The organism is Nitrincola salilacus (assembly GCF_046271865.1).
Taxonomy (GTDB): domain Bacteria; phylum Pseudomonadota; class Gammaproteobacteria; order Pseudomonadales; family Balneatricaceae; genus Nitrincola; species Nitrincola salilacus.
The window spans coordinates 353,868-373,446 of record NZ_CP176580.1 but is presented as its reverse complement, the minus strand read 5'-3'; the positions used below and the strand labels follow the sequence as shown (position 1 = coordinate 373,446).

The window sequence follows — 19,579 nt, the reverse complement described above, 5'->3', positions numbered from 1 at the left end:
ACTTCCTCAATCAATCTTAAAACATCAAGACCAGGCTGGCATTCAAACGGTAGCTGTCCGCATCCAGATGTGAAGGTTTGTGCAGTGGTGCCCCTGCAACCAATTCAAGATAACCGCCACTCCAACTGCTGCGCAGGCCAATTCCCGCTCCGGCAATCCGCTGATGCTGGCGATCGGCAAGTGTGTAAACCTGCCCCATATCTACAAAGCCGAAGGGTTCCAGCCAGACCCGCCCATTCAACAGAGTCGGTGCCTGGGTCCAGGCCAGTTCGTTGCGTAATACCAGTCCCCGATCACCGCCAATAGCGGAGTCAGCAAAACCTCTGACACTATGCACACCACCGGCAAAGATCTGTTCCGATGAGAACAGCGGATCAGGGCTCCATTGTGCCGACAGGTTATGCCGTGACTGCCAGGTATCCAGCAGAGGCAAACGTAGTGTGGCCGCCAGATCCAACTTGTTGAACTGTGCTCTGGCTGCATCACGCGGCAGATCAGACTCATCCCGATCAGCGCCCAGCCAATCCAGCCCACGGCTGTAGCCCAGATCAACGCTCCACTGTGCCGGTTTGCCGTTGAACTCAAAGCGGGTCAATCGATTGACACCGCCTCGCACCACCGTGAAGGTTTGTGGGGTCAGGCGAACATTGTTGATTTCACGCTGTGACTGACGGCTTGTCAGCGACAGGTCGAAGGCGGCTTTGGTATTGCGATCACGATAGAACAGCCGGTTCCAGGCGAGAGCATTGCTGCGCGAGGTCCCGTAGACCAGCGCAACGTCACCAATCAGGCTCTGATATTCAGACCAGCTGGACACCAGACTGAAGGTGTTATAGCCGTAGGGCACTGAGAAGGAACCGATCAGTGCATTGGTTTCGGTGCTGCCGGTAAAGCCCAGTGACAGGTTATCCATCAGCCCCAGCAGATTGGCGGTATTGACCGTGCCACGCAGACGGCCAGTGCCGGTGCTGGGACTGCCCTGATTGTCGATTGATAGCTGATAGAAGGCGACACGCTCAGCCGGCGGGTTGGTGATCAGGACGATGGAGCCGCCCGGTTGTTCACCCGGCTGAATCTGTATGCTGGCCTGATGCGTGGCCACGCGATTGATCTGGTCCACTCCCTGCTCGATATCGCGCAGTTGCAGAATGTCGCCTGGGCGCAGTGGCAGGGCCATACGAACGCCGATGGGAGCATCGGCCAGCGCCTGTCCATTGTAGATCACCCCCTCAACACGCCCTGCCACCATCACGATTGTCAGAACGCCCGAAGCCAGACTCTGATTACTGACATAGGCGCGCGAAGTGATGTATCCAGCCTCGGCCATAGAGAGGTTAAGATGATTCAGCAGCACTCCGATCCGCTGCTGCCCCAACTGGCGGTTTTCGAACGGCGCGACCAGGCGCCTGAACACTGACTCTGACAGTGGGGAATCTCCCTCCTGCAGGATCTTCTGGATCAGAAAGGTATGCCCCGGTTCATCAATGGTATCTGGATCGACATCACGTGCCTGCTCAGGTACTGCGATATCCAGTTCGGGCGTCTGCCGCTCCAGTAACCGCTCACGCTCACGCTCCATCTGCTCGCGCATCAGTGTATCTGAAGGATCCTGAGGTGGCTGTTCCTGAGCAACTGCAGGCACAACAATTGTCATCAATAACGCGCAGGACAATAAGCGCAGGCTATTCAATATGCGATTTACCATCTCAGCAGCCCCAGATGGTTTTCGATACGGACAGGGTCTCGCTCAGGCAATTGCAGAACGGTGATTTCACCCTCGATACCCTCAGGCGCTATAAACTGCCCGCGATCCAACTCGGCAGCACCAAGCAATATCCACTTACCCTGCTGTGCGGTGAAACTGCCGCCCTGATCCACCGAATACAGCTTCGCCCAGGTATCCCCAAACAGGGCTTTAAGCCCACTGGCTCGTGTCAGGCCAAAGTGAACCGGCTGGCCGACAGCGCGAATGACCGGCGCATCCAGTGTGCCGCCTTTCATGCCCAGTACGGTGCCACCATGGTTTTCTATCAGCTCACCACCCTTGAGAATGACCTGTTCACTGGCACTGATACTGCCACCTTGCAACTGCTCGCTGGAAAAAACCTTGCGCTTACAGATGAAGAGCACACAGGAGCGGGTATATTGCAGCTCACCGGTCAACCATGCGCGATTAACCACCTTGCCAGTGGCAAGCAGATCGACATCTCCATCATTAGCAAAGATGAAGCCACCCTCATTAAGCACATCACCGGCATTGACCTTCACATCGCCCTGAGCGACCCAGTAAGCCATATGATCTGGATCAGCCAATTCACCTCGTGCAATGGAATAGCCGTTTTCACGCGTTAACCCACCCCAGCTCTCGCTGGAATAGCTGACCTCTTCAAGATTGTCTGCGGGTAGAAATACCGATTCGTTGATCGCTGCCCCATCTGTGTTCATGATCAGCTCGCCATTGGCGATGAACCTGCTATTACGATTGAGAATCCCTTCAGTGGCATTCAGCACGATATCACCATCCTGGCTGAACAGGATGGCACCGTGCTCGGCCCCAACTGTGGTGATATTGTCAATTTTGCCTTTTGTCGTGATGGACAGTGCCGCAGTTTCATCTGGATCCACCGGTTGCGCGCCACCGATATAGCTGTCCTGATTGATCACGCCTTCATCGGCTTTGATATCAACAAAGCTCGCGGTTGATTCAATACGGCTCTGCTGACCATCGCCGGCATACTGCTCGAGGGAAGCACTCTCCAGCAATACTGTGCCCTGCCCTTTGATCGTGCCGCCTTGCTGCTCCAGCAATCCACTGCTGTTGAGCGTAAAGCCACCCATGGTGGCCAGTAACTCACCGGCGTTCCTGACCCCGGCACCTTTGTCCGTCACCAGCACATTGACTGTTCCCGATGTGATCCCCCCGGCCGCATTGACGCTGAACAACACATCAGTAGTGGCGGACTCTCCCTTCTCAGGATGTGCCCAAGGGGTCAGGTTATCGGTGGGTGATGCAACAGTATCGAAGAAGGTGGTCGATTCACCGGCCACAATACGTGTGCGGGCGGTGGAAGAGGTAAAGCGATTGGTCACCGGACCATTGATATTCACTTCACGAGCGATCAGCTCCAGATTGATCAGCTCAGCAGCCAGACCCTTAGCACCTATATCGATCCCACCCTGAGCCGTATCCACCCAAACATAGCGCTGTGGCGTATCACCACCGATCATCCGGTCTTCAAATCTGACCGCCCCGGTTGTCAGCGCTACACTGCCGAAGTTGATGAACTCACCACCGTTGATCAACAGACCATTCTGATTGGCCATGATCAGGTTGGCACGCGGCCCCTCCAGCGTCAGCGTGCCCTCAAAGCGGGACGGCGCGGCCGAAAACACCTCATTGACGATTGTGCGCGCCCCGGAATCCGTATTGTTCAGAGTCACGCCTGCGGAACCAACATCAAAGCGCGAGAAGCTATTGTAGGACACACCGGACTGGGAGTTCGCAAGATCAACCTGCAAATGCCCATCTGCGCCAGAAGTGACCTGAGTGGCAGTGCTCCCTGTCGGTATCACATCAGATGCATTAGCGGCGAAGGGCAGCAAGCTGAATAGAGGGGTCGCGACGCAGAACGTCAATCGCTTGAAACGCAATATATTGCAAAGGATCACAGGATCTCCCTATCCGGCGCTAAGAGGGTAAATGGATGAAAATTAATCAGCGGCGCGAATCTACAACAGGAGCTTCCTTAGATCAATAGGAAATAATCTGATATTTTTTTAATCAAAAAATGCTAATAAAACAGGATCATGGATATAAGAAAGTTAGATCAGCAAGTTATGCGATAATTTAAACACATGTATGATAATGGTTTTTTTGAATATATCTGATCCGATCCCTCCTTTCTCTTCGCATCAGCCGAATCGCTCAGGCAGTGAAACAAAAAACCCGCCAGCAACCGGCGGGTTTTTTGTAGTCGGGCAGTGGCTGTAAAAGCCACCCGAGCTGGATCAGGTCATATGGAAGAACTTCTGACGCGCTGCCAGGAACGCCTGATCAACCGTTTCTGTACGGGTACGCAGGACATTCAGTGATTGCAGGTAATGCTCTGTGGTCTTCTTGGTCAGGGCATCACCACCTTCACGCAGTTCGGTGAAGATCTCTTTTGCTGCTACGGCACCGGCTTCCAGGATCTCGTCCGGGAACTGATGTACACGCACACCATGCTGTTCAACCAGTGTTTTCAGTGCAATCGGGTCGTTGGCATAGAAGTCGGACGCTACCTGATCGTACTCTGCCTGGCAGGCAAACTCGACGATCTGCTGCAGATCATTTGGCAGCTCGGCAAACTTGGACTTGTTCACTACCAGCTCAGTCGCCAGGCCTGGCTCGATAAAGCTCGGGAAGTAGTAGTCCTTGCAGATCTGATGGAAGCCCAGCGCCAGGTCGTTATACGGGCCCACGAACTCAGCCGCATCCAGAGCACCGGACTGCAGTGCCTGATAGATCTCGCCACCGGCCATGTTGACCACGGTTGCACCCAGTTTCTGCCACACCTGACCACCCAGGCCCGGTGTACGGAAGTTCAAACCACGGACATCAGCCAGGCCAGTCAGCTCCTTACGGAACCAGCCACCGGCCTGTGTACCGGTATCACCGGACAGGAAGCCCTTCACGCCGAACTGATCGTAGACTTCGTCCCAGATCTCCTGGCCACCCATGTAGCGAATCCAGGCTGCCAGCTCACGTGAGGTCATGCCGTAAGGTACACCCGTGAAGAAGGAGGTGGCGCGGCTTTTGTTCTGCCAGTAGTAGGCAGCACCGTGACTCATCTCGGCAGAACCTTCGATAACGGCATCAAACACACCCAGTGCCGGTACCAGCTCACCTGCAGAGTAAACCTGTACGGTCAAACGGCCATCTGACATGGCGGTGATACGATCCGCCAGACGCTGTGCACCGACACCCAAGCCCGGGAAGTTACGTGGCCAGGTGGTGGCCATACGCCAGGTGATGCGGCGCTGAGCAATGGCAGGGGCTGCCAGAGTGGTTGCGGCAACACCGGCACCTGCCAGAGCTGCATTTTTCAGAAACTTACGACGCTGCATGGATTATCTCCCTTTGCGTTTATTGTTATAGGCACCCTCTTACCCGCAGGCAGACGGTTACGCCCTGAAGTTATGGCCTGAAATCCTGTAAATATCAAGACTTACATCACTATTCTTTAATATGAAAACGGTCGTTTAGTACAGTCTTGAGCCGTTTTGATATTTGACCAAAGCACACCCGAGGTTCACTTATTGGTAGAAAACTGTATAATACCGCGCTCGTTGTAACCCGATGGTTAATTTCTGCGCAGGCGCAACCTTTCATGCGAATCACTCCACCCTAGCATTCCCCTCTTCTGCCTGCACAGGCCAGATCGACGTGTCAGATGATAAGAACAAAGACTGATACCCGTGAGTACTGAACCAGTCTATCGGCAATTCACGACCCTGTATCGCTGAACGCGACCGAAGCCGAACATAAGACTGTCATTTTTCCGAACTACCCTCATGCCGTGCATCGACAATGACGTCGAGCCCGGCCCGACACACTGATAAATTGTGGGACTGACTATGCTTTTTTCATCAACACGACAAGACTGGTTTGGCAATATACGCGGCGATCTGCTGGCGGGTATTGTTGTAGCGCTGGCTCTCATACCTGAGGCGATCGCCTTCTCGATCATCGCAGGTGTCGACCCGAAAGTAGGGTTGTACGCCTCATTCTGCATGGCTGTGGTCATTGCATTTGTCGGCGGCCGTCCCGGCATGATCTCTGCCGCGACCGGCGCGATGGCGCTACTGATGGTGACCCTGGTCAGAGACCATGGCCTGGAGTATCTGCTGGCTGCCACTTTGCTGACGGGTGTTCTGCAAATTCTTGCTGGCTACCTCAAGCTCGGCAGCCTGATGCGCTTTGTCTCGCGCTCAGTAGTCACCGGCTTTGTCAATGCGCTGGCCATACTGATCTTCATGGCGCAGTTGCCTGAGCTCACCAATGTAACCTGGCATGTCTATGCGATGACCGCAGGTGGGCTGGCCATTATCTATCTATTCCCCTACATCACCAAGGCTATTCCGTCACCACTGGTCTGCATACTGGTTTTAACCGGACTCGCTTTATGGCTGGACCTGGATATCCGTACTGTCAGCGATATGGGCGACATGCCGGACACACTGCCGATCTTCTTATGGCCTGATGTACCCCTGAACTTTGAAACCCTGTGGATCATTCTTCCCTACTCAGTAGCCTTGACTATTGTAGGCCTGCTGGAGTCATTGATGACTGCCACCATTGTCGATGATCTGACCGATACCAAAAGTGACAAAAACCGTGAGTGTAAAGGCCAGGGCGTAGCCAACATCAGTGTTGGCCTGCTGGGAGGCATGGCAAGCTGCGCGATGATCGGCCAGTCAATCATCAATATCAAATCCGGTGGTCGCGGGCGTCTGTCTAGCCTGGCAGCGGGTGTCTTTCTGCTGCTGATGGTGGTCTTCCTGAGTGACTGGCTGGGCCTGATCCCGATGGCCGCACTGGTTGCCGTGATGATCATGGTATCGATCGGAACCTTTAGTTGGGATTCGGTTCATAACCTGAAGAAACACCCGCTGTCGACCAATATCGTCATGCTGGCTACCGTTGTGGTTGTTGTGGCCACTCACAATCTGGCATACGGTGTATTTGTCGGCGTACTTCTGGCATCACTCTTCTTCGCCAACAAGGTGGGCAAGTTCCTGCATATCACTTCTGAACTGGATCAGCCCAGCAAGACACGAACCTATAATGTAATCGGCCAGGTATTTTTCAGCTCCTCTGACCAGTTCACTGCTTCATTTGATTTCAAGGAGGATATCGATCGTATCGTCATTGATCTGAACCGCGCTCACTTCTGGGATATCACTGCGGTGGGAGCACTCGACAAAGCCGTGATCAAGTTCCGCCGCGAAGGGATCGAGGTAGATATCATCGGGCTGAATGAGGCCAGCGCAACAATTGTTGACCGCTTCGGTGTACATGATAAACCGGAAGAGATCGGCAAGATTATGGGAGGCCACTGAGGCCTGATCCGGATCAACCTCTTCGATCTTTATTAGCCCGCTGGTTTGACTGGACCGAATGGGCTGTTAAGATCGAAGGGTGGATTATGGATAGCTAATAGGACTCTGAAGCGTGAAACCTGACACACTTGGTGGCTATCGGCAACGCCTGCTGAATAAACAGACGGAGCTGCTGGAAAGTGAACAGCAAACCCAGGATGATACCCGTCCGGTGGAGCTTGATCAGAGCAGTGTCGGGCGTTTGTCACGCATGGATGCGATGCAGCGCCAGGAGATGGCTCAGGAATCCGCAAGACGTCGCAAGAAACGATTGATCGATATAGAGCGTGCCCTGCTGCGATTGGAGCAGGGGGAGTATGGTTACTGCAATGCGTGTGATGAATTGATCAATCCACGCCGACTGGAAACCGACCTGACCATTACACTCTGTATCGATTGCGCTGAAACAGCAGGTCGCACGCCATGACGCGCCCCGTGATCCGGGCCTGATTGCCCGAAGGCGTGCCGACAACAAGGAGAAGACTGTTCATGAAACAAGTTATTGCATCAATCGACAGCTACAACCATATGGCTGAGACCGTCGTGGACTATGCCGCCTGGGCCAGTCAACAACTGGATGCACCACTGGTGCTGCTGCATGTACTGGAAAAAGGCGACCTGCCCGTGAACAGCAACCTGACCGGTAATATTGGTCTGGGTAGCCGCGAAGCGCTGCTTGAAGAGCTGACGGAGCTGGATGAAAAACGTGCCAAGTTGATGCGAGAGCAGGGGCGTATGGCTCTGGAAGATGCGCTGAAGCGTGCGACCGATCGGGGCATTACAGACGCCGCTACTCTACAGCGCCATGATGATCTGGTGGAAACACTGCATGAGCTGGAATCTGACCTGCGCCTGCTGGTGATGGGACGCGAAGGCAGTAAAGAGAGCAGTGCACCGAATCATATCGGCACTCATCTGGAAAGCGTGATCCGTACCCTGCACCGCCCCATTCTGATCGCCAGTGGTGATTTCAAGAAGCCGGAACGCTTCATGATCGCCTATGATGCCAGCCCAACTGCGAAAAAACTGATCGACATGTTGGCTGGCAGCCCACTGCTGAAAGATATTCCCTGCCACCTGTTGATGATCGATGCGGATACCGACACTTCCCGCGAACAGCTTAAGGAAGCTCGCATCAAACTGGAAGCGAAGGGTTTCACTGTCACGGAAGAGGTCGCAGCTGGTGAGGTGGAGCCGGTGATCAACGAGCGCGTGACAAGCCTTGGTATCGATCTGCTGGTGATGGGAGCCTATGGCCACTCACGTATTCGACAGTTCCTGGTCGGCAGTACCACTACCAAGCTGTTGAAAAGCGCACAGGTACCGCTTCTGTTGCTGCGCTGAAAAGAGCCTGTTGAAATACTGAACAGGCAGCGCGATTGCGCTGCCTGAATCATGACATACATACCAGGCCTTCAGCCAGGCGTCATATGCGCCTCAAGCGCTGCCCTCAATTCAGGTGAGAGCACTACGGTCTTTGCCGTGGAAAAGTCATAATGAACCATGGTTGCTGAGCCTTTCGCACCCATGACACCCTTCTGCCACGCCTCCTGATACACCGTAAACGAGCTGTTACCGATACGGCTTATGGATGTCCGGATCTCCACATCCTCACCAAAAAACAGCTCACCGTTATAATCCACCTCGATTCGGGCCAGAATCAGCTGCCATTTTTTCGGATCAAGATCCGGGGTGAAAATTCTGAAAACGTCATTGCGCGCCAGCTCAAACCAGACAGGCAAACGGGTATTGTTGATATGGCCAAGCGCATCCGTATCCAGAAAGGCTGGCGTCAGAATCATGCTAAACATGGGTTATGTCCTGAAAGTAAGTTCGACCACAGTTTAACAGCCGAATTCCATAAGGGTAATTACTTATTCAGGATTTTTACGGCATTTTACAGTCTGGCAGATGTACCTGCCCGATTCCCATCAACTGCTCAAGCGCAGGACGCTGATACAGATACCCCTGCATCAGATAGACACCATGATCAACCAGAAAGCAGTGCTCCTCCTCGCGTTCAATCCCTTCTGCGATCACGCCGATATCCAGCTCATAAGCAACAGAGATAATCCCCTTGACGATCACCTGACGTGCGCGGTTCTGATCGATGAAACTGATCAACTGCCGATCCAGTTTAATGTAGTCAGGCTGAAAATCAGCCAGCAGATTGAGGCCCGCATAGCCCTGACCAAAATCATCGATAGCCGTCAGAAAACCTTCCGCCTTGTAGCACTCGAACACTTCCAGCAGCAAATCATGGCTGGTGATACGCTCATGCTCTGCCACTTCAAACATGATGCGATCACTGGGTACAGAAAACTTACGGGCTGCATCCAACGTACGCGCAATGCAGGTTTCTGGCTTATAGATAGCATTAGGCAAAAAGTTGATACTGACCCGCGTATCCAGCCCTAACCGGGCTGCTGTAGTGATTGCCGTGACACGACACAACTGATCAAAGCTGTGAACATTATTCTCTGATATTCTACCTAACACCTCACCGGCAGACTCACCGTGTTCACCGCGTACCAGGGCTTCCTGCGCAAAAATCGACTGATTCCGGACATCAATAATCGGCTGGTAAGCCATTCTGATTTTAAAACCCAGCGCTTTACTGCAAGAGCACTGTTCAATCTCATTCATAGCGTCCCTCCTGTCTCTCTTTATGAGATCTGCACTTAAAGATATACGCAAACTGCCAACAAGTGTACTTGAATCAGAGATTCCGAATATAGAAGGGGGCTTGATACGGACACAGTCGCTCGCGCATCTGTTCAGGGATCGACCATGGAATACGGTTAAGGCAGTGTTAACCTGCCGAAGCTCATGCTAGTATCAGATGCGAAATATCACGCGTGATATTTAAGGTATTGCACTGTTTCAACGCAGTGATAAAGAAACAACCTGTCCATGTATGACCGAGGCATAATAACGATGAAAAAACTGTTAATGATTGCTGCAACTGCCCTGATACTGCCAATGACTGCATCCGCTGAACGTAGTGGTGAAGAAGTCTACAATGCTCACTGTACCGTCTGCCATGCTGCCGGTGTTGCCGGCGCCCCCAAGCTGGGTGACAAGGACGCCTGGGCTCCACGTATAGAGAAAGGACTTGACGCATTGTTGGCTACATCAATCAGCGGTGTTGGCGCCATGCCACCAAAAGGCACCTGCATGAACTGTTCAGATGCTGAGTTGAAAGCCACTGTTGAGTACATGGTGGAAGCGGCCAAGTAATAAATACTTCGCGCTGAGCCCGACCATGCCATGGCCGGGCTTGTCCGCCTTTTTCACCCATGGTTCAACCCACACAGTTTGCAACTGAAGAGATCGAAGAGATTTTTACAGTAGTTAACCTACCCGTAGGATCAGAATATTTCGTCTGGTGTCAGTAACAAACCTTCCAGATCGCCAGAGGGTTGTGTCTGTATACGCTCGAGCTGCTCTTCATCATCCCCCTTCTGAATCACAATTTCGACACGTCTGTTCATTGCACGGTTGGCCGCTGTGTTATTTGGCACCAGAGCTCGTGTATCAGCATAACCAGTCACCAGAAAGCGGCTTTGATCCATACGCGGATCCGCAAACAACTCATGCGCCACCGACAAAGCGCGTGCCGATGACAGATCCCAGTTGGATTGAAAGCGGGTACCGGTATAAGGGATGTCATCCGAATGTCCTTCCACAGCAACACTGCCACCGACAAACAGCAATACGTCACGTATCTTGGCAATCACCGGAATATAGTCTGAGCGTAGATCTGCCGAACCGGATTCGAAAGAACCCTGCTCCTTCACGCGAATAATGATCTTGGTACCTTCCACCTCGACCTCAACTGCACCATCGCCTATTTCGGTTGCCAATGCCTGAGCGAACTGTACCGCCTGCTGTTGCGCTTCCTGCTCCAACTGGCGCATCGCTTCTGCGGTCATGCCCTCCAGTTGATCACGCACTTCGGCTTCACCCACACGTGAGCGTACATCCAGCGTATGCAGATCTGCCTGAGTGGTCATCTGGCGAACAATATTGAGAGGTGTCGGCTCCGGCCGACCGGGACTGAACTCCTGCGCGATGATTGACGTCCCCTTGGGGATATCTTCGACCTTGATATCCGCCTGCACGCCAAACGCCTCACGCATCGAGCCCGCCAACTGTTTGAAGCGCAACACATCCATTTCAGAAAACGCCAGCAACAGTACGAAGAAGCACATCAGCAGCGCCATCAGATCCGCAAAAGTCGCCAGCCATGCCGGCGACTTCTTACAGGGTGGACATTCGCAATCTTCTTCAGCAGCACTCATAAGCGCTACACCTCACCCGCAGTGGCAAAACGTTTTTTCTCTGGCAGATAGTTGCGCAGCATCTGATCGATCACTCTCGGATTCTGGCCTGCCTGTATTGCCAACAGACCATCAATGACCAGAGAGTTATTCAGCGCCTCTTCGTCACGGCGCACATTAAGCTTGTCGGCAATCGGCAGCGCAATACAGTTAGCAACCATGGCACCATAAAGTGTTGTCAGCAGCGCAACGGCCATCGCCGGGCCGATCGCTTTGGGGTCGTTCATGTTTGCCAGCATCTGTACCAGACCAACCAGCGTACCGATCATCCCCATCGCCGGGGCAACATCGCCAATCTGAGCAAAAACCTTGGCACCAAAGTCGTGCCGCTGAAAGGTCAGCTTCGCTTCTTTATTGAGTAGTTGACGCACCACGTCCGGATCGTGCCCATCCACCAGCAACTGGATACCGCGCTGCATGAAGGCACTGGATACCTCTTTATCTTCCAGAGACAACAACCCGCCCTTGCGCGCGGCATCCGCCATCTCGACAGTTTCGGCAATGATGATCTCGGGGCTGACTGATTTATACATAAAGGCTTTGGCTGCCACCTTACCCGAGGCCAGAAATTGCCCCATCGTAAACTTGGCCATGACAGCCAACACTGCACCACCCACCACGATCAAAAAGGATGGCGGATTGACGAAGATCCCCAGATCACCACCCAGCACCATCGCCATGATGATAATGCCCAATGAACCCACAATGCCGACCAGCGTTGCTATATCCACATCTGTCCCCTCAACACCAATCCAAGCTCATAAACACTCGTTTGGGTAGGATCATACCAGATTTATGCACATCTTCATCCGTTGAATCCACCTTCAGGACTAAACTTTGGATTGACCCTGCTACAGCAGTTGGGTACCGTTTCATCCCTTACTTGAGAAGGTCTTATATCATGGTGCGCAAACAGAAAACTGCCGATTTTGAACAATCCCTGGCACAGCTTGAAGCGCTGGTCGAAAAAATGGAGCAGGGAGATCTGCCACTGGATGCAGCACTGCAAGCATTTGAAGAGGGCGTGAAGCTGACCCGAGAATGCCAAGGCATACTGGATCAAGCTGAACAGAAGGTGCAGATGCTGGTCGAAAGCCAGGGTGAACTGAAAACGGTCCCCTTTTCCACCGCTGATTCAGAAGGTGAATAAGTCGTGCTGATCGCTGATCGTCTGAAACAGATTCGACTGCGCACAGAGCAGCAACTGGATAGCCTGATACCAGAAGCGGACAGCATAGAGCCGTCACTTCAACAAGCGATGCGCTATGGGCTATTCAACGGCGGCAAGCGTATTCGTCCGGCACTGGTGTATCTCGCCTGTGAGCTCAGCGGAGGTACACCCGAGCAGGCAGATAAAGCTGCTGCAGCAATCGAGTGCATCCATAGCTATTCGCTGATTCACGATGATCTGCCGGCAATGGATAATGATGATCTGCGCCGTGGCAAGCCAACCTGCCATATCGCCTTTGATGAAGCCACCGCTATTCTCGCAGGCGATGCTCTGCTGACCTTCGCTTTTGAGCTGCTGAGCCAGGCCGATCCGCACATTCAGCCGACACAACAGCTGCAGATGATACGCTGCCTGAGCAAAGCCAGTGGTGAGCGTGGCATGGTACTCGGGCAGGCATTTGATCTGGCGCATGTCGGCCAGGCGCTTACCCTGGAGCAGTTGCAGGCGATGCACAGCCATAAAACCGGTGCATTGATTGTCGCTGCGCTTGAGTTGGGAGCCCTGGCTGCAGGCAGCACAGATCCGCACAAACTGGAGCATCTGCGTCAGTTCGGCCAGAAGATGGGCCTGGCGTTCCAGATCAAGGATGATCTTCTGGATATCGAAGGTGATACCGAGACTCTGGGCAAACCCCAGGGCTCAGATCAGTTGCAGAACAAACCGACCTACCCGGCACTACTGGGGCTGGAGGGTGCCCGTGAGCGCCTTAAGCAACTGCACCACGAATCCATCGCACTGCTTGAGCCCTATGGCGAACCAGCTCAGGCGCTGATCGACCTTGCTGACTATATCGTCAACCGGAATCACTGATGCTGCATACACTGCCCACCGAGCGCCCGATAACCCCTTTGCTGGACACGATCGGCGCGCCACAAGAACTGCGTCGCCTGAACCGCGAGCAACTGCCACTTCTGGCTGAAGAGCTACGCGCCTGGCTACTGTACAGCGTAGGACAGACCGGCGGGCACTTCGGCGCGGGGCTTGGCGTAGTCGAGCTGACGCTGGCGCTGCACTTTCTACTCAACACCCCGGACGATCATCTGATCTGGGATGTGGGCCATCAGTGTTATCCACACAAAATTCTGACCGGTCGACGAGAAGCGCTGCTGACCATGCGCCAACAGCACGGACTGGCTCCTTTCCCGAAACGCGACGAAAGTCCGTTCGACAATTTTGGTACTGGCCACTCCAGTACGTCGATCAGTGCGGCTCTGGGCATGGCTCTGGCTGACCGCCTGCAACAACTGCCACATCGCAGTGTTGCCGTCATAGGCGATGGCGCGATGACGGCAGGCATGGCGTTTGAAGCCCTCAACCATGCCGCCCATACCGGTGCCAATCTGTTGGTGATCCTGAATGACAACGATATGTCGATCTCGCGCAATGAGGGAGGCCTTGCTACCTATCTGGCCAACAACCTGAAGAATAAGCTGGATGGCGAAACCACCGCCGCACTCTTTGAGGCACTGGCCTTTGAGTACAGCGGTCCGGTCGATGGCCATGATTTTGATCAGTTACTGCCGGTGCTCAGTGACCTGCTGAGCCGCTCCGGTCCGCAATTTCTGCATGTGATCACCTGCAAGGGCAAAGGCTATGCGCCAGCTGAAGCCGACCCGGTCGGTTTTCATGCCATTACCAAAATTGAACCACTTGCTGAACCGCCATCTCATCCGCCACCTGCCAAACGCAGTAAATTCTGCAATATTTTCGGACGTTGGCTATGTGATACCGCCTCGCAAGATGAGCAACTTGTGGGCATCACACCCGCCATGTGTGAAGGCTCGGATATGATCGCCTTTTCCAGCCAGTTCCCCGAGCGCTACTTTGATGTTGCGATTGCCGAGCAGCATGCTGCCACTCTGGCCGCGGGCTTTGCCTGTGCCGGTATGAAGCCGGTACTGGCGATCTATTCCACCTTTCTGCAGCGCGCGTATGATCAGTTAATTCATGATATCGCGATTCAGAAGCTTGACCTCCTGCTGGCCATTGATCGTGCCGGGCTGGTCGGCGAAGATGGTGCCACCCATGCTGGCTGCTATGATATTGCCTTCATGCGCTGCCTGCCGGAGATGGTGATCATGACCCCTTCGGATGAAGATGAGCTGTATCGGATGCTCAACACCGGCTATCACTACCAGGGACCGGCAGCAGTTCGCTACCCTCGCGGCGCCGGCAAGCCCGGTAAAGGGCTCGTGATCCCCGTGACTGAAACCTGTGAGATAGGTAAGGCACGACTCCTGCGCCAGGGTGCAAAGGTCGCACTGCTCAACTTTGGCCCACTGCTACCAGCCGCAGAAACAGTCGCAGAGCAGTTCAATCTGACACTGGTGGATATGCGCTTCGTGAAACCTCTGGATGGGGCCCTGATTGATGAACTGGCCCGCACCCACTCAACACTGATCAGCATTGAAGATCATGCCATCATAGGTGGCGCAGGCTCTGCAGTTGGCGAGTACTTACACCAGAAGCGTTTGGCTGTGGAACTGATCTGCCTCGGCATTCCGGATCAGTGGATAGAGCATGCCAGCCGCGAACAGCAACTGGAGCAGTGCGGACTGGATGCCGAGGGGATTTCCGAGTGTGTCAGTGAGGTGCTGAGCAGATAGCACCTCACTACTATTCTCACTACTATTACAGCCCGTCACTCGTCGCGAAAGTGCTCTTCGGTCATCATGTGGCCGAGCTTGCCCATCTTGGTCTGCAGATAGCCTTCATTATGACGGTTCTTGCCAACCTGCAGAGGAACACGTTCCGCAACACTGACTCCAGCGCTCTCCAGCGCCACCACCTTGCGCGGGTTGTTGGTCATCAGTTTTACCGATGTTACCCCCAGATGCTGCATCATCGGCAGGCAGATACTGTAATCACGCATATCGGCAGCAAATCCCAACTGCTCATTCGCTTCAACCGTATCAGCGCCATGATCCTGCAGATCATAAGCCCTGATCTTGTTCAGCAGACCAATGCCTCGCCCCTCCTGACGCAGATAGAACAGCACGCCCCGCCCCTCCTCCGAGATACGGCGCAGCGCTTCCTGTAACTGAAAACCACAATCACAGCGCAGGCTGAACAGCGCATCACCGGTCAGACACTCCGAGTGCATACGCGCCAGCACAGGTTCGGGGGTGGTGATATCGCCACACACCAATGCCACATGCTCTTTTCCGGTTGCCGTATCCTCAAACCCGACCATGGTAAAAACCCCCCAGGGGGTCGGCAGTTTAGAGTCGGCAACAAACTTGACGGTCACCTTAAGCTTTCCTCAACAATAGACAAACAGCTACCTTGCAAGGCTCTGCTTAACTTCAGGCAAAGAGAAACAGACCAATCTGAATCAGGATTGCGGCGAATATACCCGCAATCACATCATCCAGCATGATCCCCATACCACCCGAGACGCGTTTATCCACCCAACCGATCGGCCAGGGCTTCCAGATATCAAACAGGCGGAACAATGCAAAACCGATCAGTATCCACAGCCAGTGGGCCGGAACTGCGATCATCGTGATCCAGAAACCGACAAACTCATCCCAGACGATACCGCCATGATCATGCACGCCGATATCATCCGATGTCCGCTGACAAAGCCAGACACCGACAGCAAAAGCCGCCAGCAGGATCAGCAGGTAGGTCACCAGAGGCAACTGAGCCAGCAACAACCAGAGCGGTATTGCTGCCAGAGTACCCACCGTACCCGGAGCCTTGGGGGACGCGCCAGAACCAAAGCCGAACGCAATGAAATGAATCGGGTTACGCCAGACCGACGCGGGTGTCTTGCTCATCAGATTTCCTTAAAGTGGTCATAACCTGCCAGCGAGTGCTCAACAATCTGCCCCCGGTTCAGCAGACGCAACGAAAGGCTGTCGGTAATTTCACCGATACAGGTGATCTGCACACCCACCTCAGCCGCCAGCTCAACACAATGATCCCAACGACTTGGCGGAAGGGTGAAACAGAGCTCGTAGTCATCCCCACCCGCCAGCGCCGAATCGATACGCTGTTCGGCATCAGTACACCAGTGACACAGCGCCTCAGACAGAGGCAGACGCTCCAGATGGATATCAGCCCCCACCTGACTGGAGTTCAGAATATGCTGCAGATCGGCACAGAGCCCATCCGAGATATCGATCGCTGCATGCAGATGCGGCGCCAGAGCAAGAGCCAGCTCCACACGCGGTTCCGGGCGATAAAAACGCTGCTGCAACCAACTGACAGCCAGATCCACTTTGGCCTTGGTCTGCAATGACTGCAATCCGGCATGGCTATCGCCCAGCGTACCCGATACAGCGATCAGATCCCCTTCACGTGCTGCACTGCGATAAAGTGCCTTGTCAGGTTCAACAAAACCATGCACCTGCACACTCAATACCAGTGGTCCACGCGTGGTATCACCCCCTACCAGCACGATATCCAGCTCAAGCGCATGCTGCGCCAGTGCACAGGCAAAAGCTTCCAGCCACTGCGGGTCTGCTTGAGGCAGCGTCAGCGCCAGCGTGAACCAGGCGGGCCTGGCCCCCATTGCAGCCAGATCACTGACGGCAGAACCCAGCAGGCGGGTTGCAATATGCTCAGCTGCCATACCGACAGGAAAATGGATACCCTCAACCAGAGTGTCGATCGAGACAGCCAGTTGCTGACCTTCAGGCGGCATGAGCAGCGCACAGTCATCACCGATACCCAACACGACGTTGTCCTGTCGCGAGGCAGTGGTGGCAAAGTAGTGTCGAATCAGCTCAAACTCGCCCATGAATCACCTCAGCGTCTGGCCATTACTTCAGCAGCCCTGACCTTCTGTGCCAGTTTATCCAGCACACCATTGATGTAACGGTGGCTTTCAGTGGCACCGAAGATCTTCGCCAGCTCAACGCTTTCGTTGATGGCGACTCGATATGGCACATCAATACGATGCATCAACTCATAGGTGCCGATACGCAACACAGCCAGCTCCACCGGATCGAGATCATCCAGCGCCCGGTCGATATAAAGCGAAAACGCAGAATCCAGCTCATTCCTGTTCGCGCTTATGCCACGCAGCAGCTCACTGAACAGCGCGATATCGGTGTCTGCCATATCATTATTGACACGGAACTGCGCCTCGATCTCATTAACCGGGGAGCCCTCAACCTGCCACTGATACAGCGCCTGCAGCGTGAAGCTTCTGGCATTTCTGCGACGTTCGGTACGCGAGGTCTTCACTTTTTTCTGTGGTGCGTCGGATTCACTCATCATCAAACCTCAAGCTGACGCAGCAGACTGACCATCTCAAGCGCAGACATGGCGGCTTCGGCCCCCTTGTTACCGGCCTTGGTGCCGGAACGCTCAATCGCCTGCTCGATATTATTCACAGTCAGAATACCATTGGCGACCGGCACATCAAACGCCATCATCACCTGAAAAATACCGCTGGAACTTTCACCGGATACATATTCAAAATGCGGTGTGCCACCTCGAATCACTGCACCAAGGGCAATGATCGCATCTTCCTGCTTCTGTTGCGCAACACGCTGTACGGCCAGAGGGATTTCAAAGGCACCCGGCACACGCACGACACGGATATTCTCTTCACTGACACCATGACGACGCAGCGTGTCCACCGCACCCTGCAGCAGGCTCTCCACCACGAACTCATTGAAGCGTCCGACCACTATCGCGTATTTTCCGTTGGCGCTGATAAAGTCGCCTGCAATCTCTTTTACTGACATCATCGATTTCCGTCTTAATCCTGATAAGGAATGTATTCGTCTATCTCCAGATCAAACCCGGAGATGGCATTGAATTTCATCGGTGAACTGAGCAGACGCATCTTACCGACACCCAGATCACGCAGTATCTGCGAGCCGGTCCCGACGGTCAGGTAAGCACCGGATGCACTGACATTGACCTTTGATGGCGTCTTGCGACCATCCATTATCTGATCAATCGCATCACCCAGATCGATACGGCGCCCGCTGTCGAGCAGTACCACGACCCCTTTGCCCTCTTCCGCGACACGTCTCAGTGCACGGCGCATGGTCCATTTGATCTCGTCATCGGCGCTGGGGCTCGCACCCACTACATCGCGCAGCACTTCTGAACGGATATGAACACGCACCATGGTCGGCTCTTCAGCCTTGATATCGCCCTGATACAGCGCCAGATGGGTACAGTTCTGAATCCGATCAGCATAGGTGACAAAGTGGAACTGACCAAACTCGGTCGACATCTCGCCTTCGCGCACCCGCTCAATGGTATGCTCGTTGGTTGTCCGATAGTGAATAAGATCCGCAATCGTACCGATCTTGAGCCCATGCTTTGCTGCGAACTTTTCCAGATCCGGACGTCTGGCCATGCTGCCGTCATCGTTCATCACCTCGACGATCGCTGCCGCAGGCGTCAGACCGGCCAGATGCGCCAGATCACAACCTGCTTCGGTATGCCCGGCACGACTCAGCACGCCACCAGGCTGCGCCATCAACGGGAAGATATGCCCGGGCTGCACGATATCTTCAGGTTTGGCATCCGCTTTCACCGCCACCTGAACAGTATGCGCGCGATCTGCCGCAGAGATACCGGTCGTGACACCACTGGCCGCTTCAATCGACAGCGTGAAGTTGGTGGAAAACTGAGCGCCGTTGCTCTGAACCATCAGCGGCAGCTTGAGCTGCTCGCAGCGTTCACGCGTCAGCGTCAGGCAGATCAGACCGCGAGCATGAGTCGCCATGAAGTTGATATCTTCAGGGCGCACCTTCTCAGCGGCGATGACCAGATCGCCTTCATTTTCACGATCCTCGTCATCCATCAGGATGACCATCTTCCCCTGGCGTATATCTTCAATCAGCTCTTCGGGGCTATTCAGCTCCATTGTTTCTCTCCAGCCGCCAGACAG

General features: G+C 54.1%; 20 protein-coding genes. 7 read left to right on the top strand and 13 right to left on the bottom strand.

The features are described 5' to 3' along the window. Positions 1 to 16 precede the first annotated feature (16 nt). The 3 genes from ACK3CJ_RS01825 to ACK3CJ_RS01815 all read right to left on the bottom strand — a co-directional run bounded on the left by ACK3CJ_RS01825 (position 17) and on the right by ACK3CJ_RS01815 (position 5,106). Complete coding sequence (locus tag ACK3CJ_RS01825) at positions 17 to 1,705, bottom strand: ShlB/FhaC/HecB family hemolysin secretion/activation protein (RefSeq protein WP_409524692.1); 1,689 nt, start codon at positions 1,703 to 1,705, stop codon at positions 17 to 19. After that, positions 1,699 to 3,669: a filamentous hemagglutinin N-terminal domain-containing protein gene (locus ACK3CJ_RS01820; RefSeq protein WP_409524691.1), complete on the bottom strand. Its 1,971-nt coding sequence runs from the start codon at positions 3,667 to 3,669 to the stop codon at positions 1,699 to 1,701. The genes ACK3CJ_RS01825 and ACK3CJ_RS01820 overlap by 7 nt, the downstream gene beginning before the upstream one ends. Before the next feature lie 339 nt (positions 3,670 to 4,008). Then, positions 4,009 to 5,106 (bottom strand): TRAP transporter substrate-binding protein, encoded by a 1,098-nt coding sequence (locus ACK3CJ_RS01815; protein ID WP_409524690.1) that lies wholly within the window; start codon positions 5,104 to 5,106, stop codon positions 4,009 to 4,011. A 510-nt stretch (positions 5,107 to 5,616) separates the two neighbouring features. Between ACK3CJ_RS01815 and ACK3CJ_RS01810 the strand changes: the two genes are divergently transcribed. The 3 genes from ACK3CJ_RS01810 to ACK3CJ_RS01800 all read left to right on the top strand — a co-directional run bounded on the left by ACK3CJ_RS01810 (position 5,617) and on the right by ACK3CJ_RS01800 (position 8,484). Further along, entirely contained in the window at positions 5,617 to 7,101 is a 1,485-nt protein-coding gene (locus ACK3CJ_RS01810; RefSeq protein ID WP_409524689.1) for a SulP family inorganic anion transporter, read from the top strand. Positions 7,102 to 7,213: 112 nt separating this feature from the next. Beyond that, a complete protein-coding gene (locus tag ACK3CJ_RS01805) occupies positions 7,214 to 7,567 on the top strand; it encodes a TraR/DksA family transcriptional regulator (RefSeq protein WP_409524688.1) in 354 nt (117 codons plus the stop codon). A gap of 62 nt (positions 7,568 to 7,629) precedes the next feature. Continuing rightward, positions 7,630 to 8,484: a universal stress protein gene (locus tag ACK3CJ_RS01800; protein WP_409524687.1), complete on the top strand. Its 855-nt coding sequence runs from the start codon at positions 7,630 to 7,632 to the stop codon at positions 8,482 to 8,484. Positions 8,485 to 8,555: 71 nt separating this feature from the next. Here ACK3CJ_RS01800 and ACK3CJ_RS01795 read toward each other — a convergent pair whose 3' ends face one another. Next, the gene (locus ACK3CJ_RS01795; RefSeq protein ID WP_409524686.1) at positions 8,556 to 8,951 is read right to left on the bottom strand and encodes an acyl-CoA thioesterase; all 396 of its coding nucleotides are present in this window, start codon (positions 8,949 to 8,951) and stop codon (positions 8,556 to 8,558) included. A 76-nt stretch (positions 8,952 to 9,027) separates the two neighbouring features. Continuing rightward, positions 9,028 to 9,786 (bottom strand): EAL domain-containing protein, encoded by a 759-nt coding sequence (locus ACK3CJ_RS01790; RefSeq protein WP_409524685.1) that lies wholly within the window; start codon positions 9,784 to 9,786, stop codon positions 9,028 to 9,030. 291 nt (positions 9,787 to 10,077) lie between these two features. Between ACK3CJ_RS01790 and ACK3CJ_RS01785 the strand changes: the two genes are divergently transcribed. Then, positions 10,078 to 10,380 (top strand): c-type cytochrome, encoded by a 303-nt coding sequence (locus tag ACK3CJ_RS01785; RefSeq protein WP_409524684.1) that lies wholly within the window; start codon positions 10,078 to 10,080, stop codon positions 10,378 to 10,380. Between the two features lie 131 nt (positions 10,381 to 10,511). Here the strand turns inward: ACK3CJ_RS01785 and ACK3CJ_RS01780 are convergent, their stop codons facing one another. Next, entirely contained in the window at positions 10,512 to 11,444 is a 933-nt protein-coding gene (locus tag ACK3CJ_RS01780; protein WP_409524682.1) for a flagellar motor protein MotB, read from the bottom strand. A gap of 5 nt (positions 11,445 to 11,449) precedes the next feature. Then, positions 11,450 to 12,214, bottom strand: coding sequence for a flagellar motor protein PomA (gene pomA, locus ACK3CJ_RS01775; protein WP_409524681.1), 765 nt, complete (start codon positions 12,212 to 12,214; stop codon positions 11,450 to 11,452). 170 nt (positions 12,215 to 12,384) lie between these two features. On the opposite strand from pomA, the gene ACK3CJ_RS01770 reads away from it, so the two are divergent. The 3 genes from ACK3CJ_RS01770 to dxs are packed head-to-tail and all read left to right on the top strand — an operon-like array spanning position 12,385 to position 15,320. Next, entirely contained in the window at positions 12,385 to 12,633 is a 249-nt protein-coding gene (locus tag ACK3CJ_RS01770) for an exodeoxyribonuclease VII small subunit (RefSeq protein WP_409524680.1), read from the top strand. A gap of 3 nt (positions 12,634 to 12,636) precedes the next feature. Then, positions 12,637 to 13,524: a polyprenyl synthetase family protein gene (locus ACK3CJ_RS01765; protein WP_409524679.1), complete on the top strand. Its 888-nt coding sequence runs from the start codon at positions 12,637 to 12,639 to the stop codon at positions 13,522 to 13,524. Then, positions 13,524 to 15,320: a 1-deoxy-D-xylulose-5-phosphate synthase gene (gene dxs / locus ACK3CJ_RS01760; RefSeq protein ID WP_409524678.1), complete on the top strand. Its 1,797-nt coding sequence runs from the start codon at positions 13,524 to 13,526 to the stop codon at positions 15,318 to 15,320. Before ACK3CJ_RS01765 ends, dxs begins: the two co-directional genes overlap by 1 nt. A 35-nt stretch (positions 15,321 to 15,355) precedes the next feature. Here dxs and ribA read toward each other — a convergent pair whose 3' ends face one another. From ribA to ribBA, 6 genes are read right to left on the bottom strand one after another with little or no spacing between them, the layout of a single operon-like run. Next, positions 15,356 to 15,964: a GTP cyclohydrolase II gene (gene ribA / locus ACK3CJ_RS01755; protein ID WP_409524677.1), complete on the bottom strand. Its 609-nt coding sequence runs from the start codon at positions 15,962 to 15,964 to the stop codon at positions 15,356 to 15,358. A gap of 55 nt (positions 15,965 to 16,019) precedes the next feature. Continuing rightward, on the bottom strand, positions 16,020 to 16,496 hold the full coding sequence (locus ACK3CJ_RS01750) for a phosphatidylglycerophosphatase A family protein (RefSeq protein ID WP_409524676.1): 477 nt from the start codon (positions 16,494 to 16,496) through the stop codon (positions 16,020 to 16,022). Further along, complete coding sequence (gene thiL, locus ACK3CJ_RS01745) at positions 16,496 to 17,461, bottom strand: thiamine-phosphate kinase (protein WP_409524675.1); 966 nt, start codon at positions 17,459 to 17,461, stop codon at positions 16,496 to 16,498. Before thiL ends, ACK3CJ_RS01750 begins: the two co-directional genes overlap by 1 nt. Positions 17,462 to 17,469: 8 nt before the next feature. Further along, positions 17,470 to 17,940: a transcription antitermination factor NusB gene (gene nusB / locus ACK3CJ_RS01740; RefSeq protein ID WP_409524674.1), complete on the bottom strand. Its 471-nt coding sequence runs from the start codon at positions 17,938 to 17,940 to the stop codon at positions 17,470 to 17,472. A gap of 2 nt (positions 17,941 to 17,942) precedes the next feature. Continuing rightward, on the bottom strand, positions 17,943 to 18,416 hold the full coding sequence (gene ribE / locus ACK3CJ_RS01735) for a 6,7-dimethyl-8-ribityllumazine synthase (protein ID WP_151705102.1): 474 nt from the start codon (positions 18,414 to 18,416) through the stop codon (positions 17,943 to 17,945). A gap of 14 nt (positions 18,417 to 18,430) precedes the next feature. After that, positions 18,431 to 19,555 (bottom strand): bifunctional 3,4-dihydroxy-2-butanone-4-phosphate synthase/GTP cyclohydrolase II, encoded by a 1,125-nt coding sequence (ribBA, locus tag ACK3CJ_RS01730; protein WP_409524673.1) that lies wholly within the window; start codon positions 19,553 to 19,555, stop codon positions 18,431 to 18,433. Between the last annotated feature and the right edge of the window lie 24 nt (positions 19,556 to 19,579).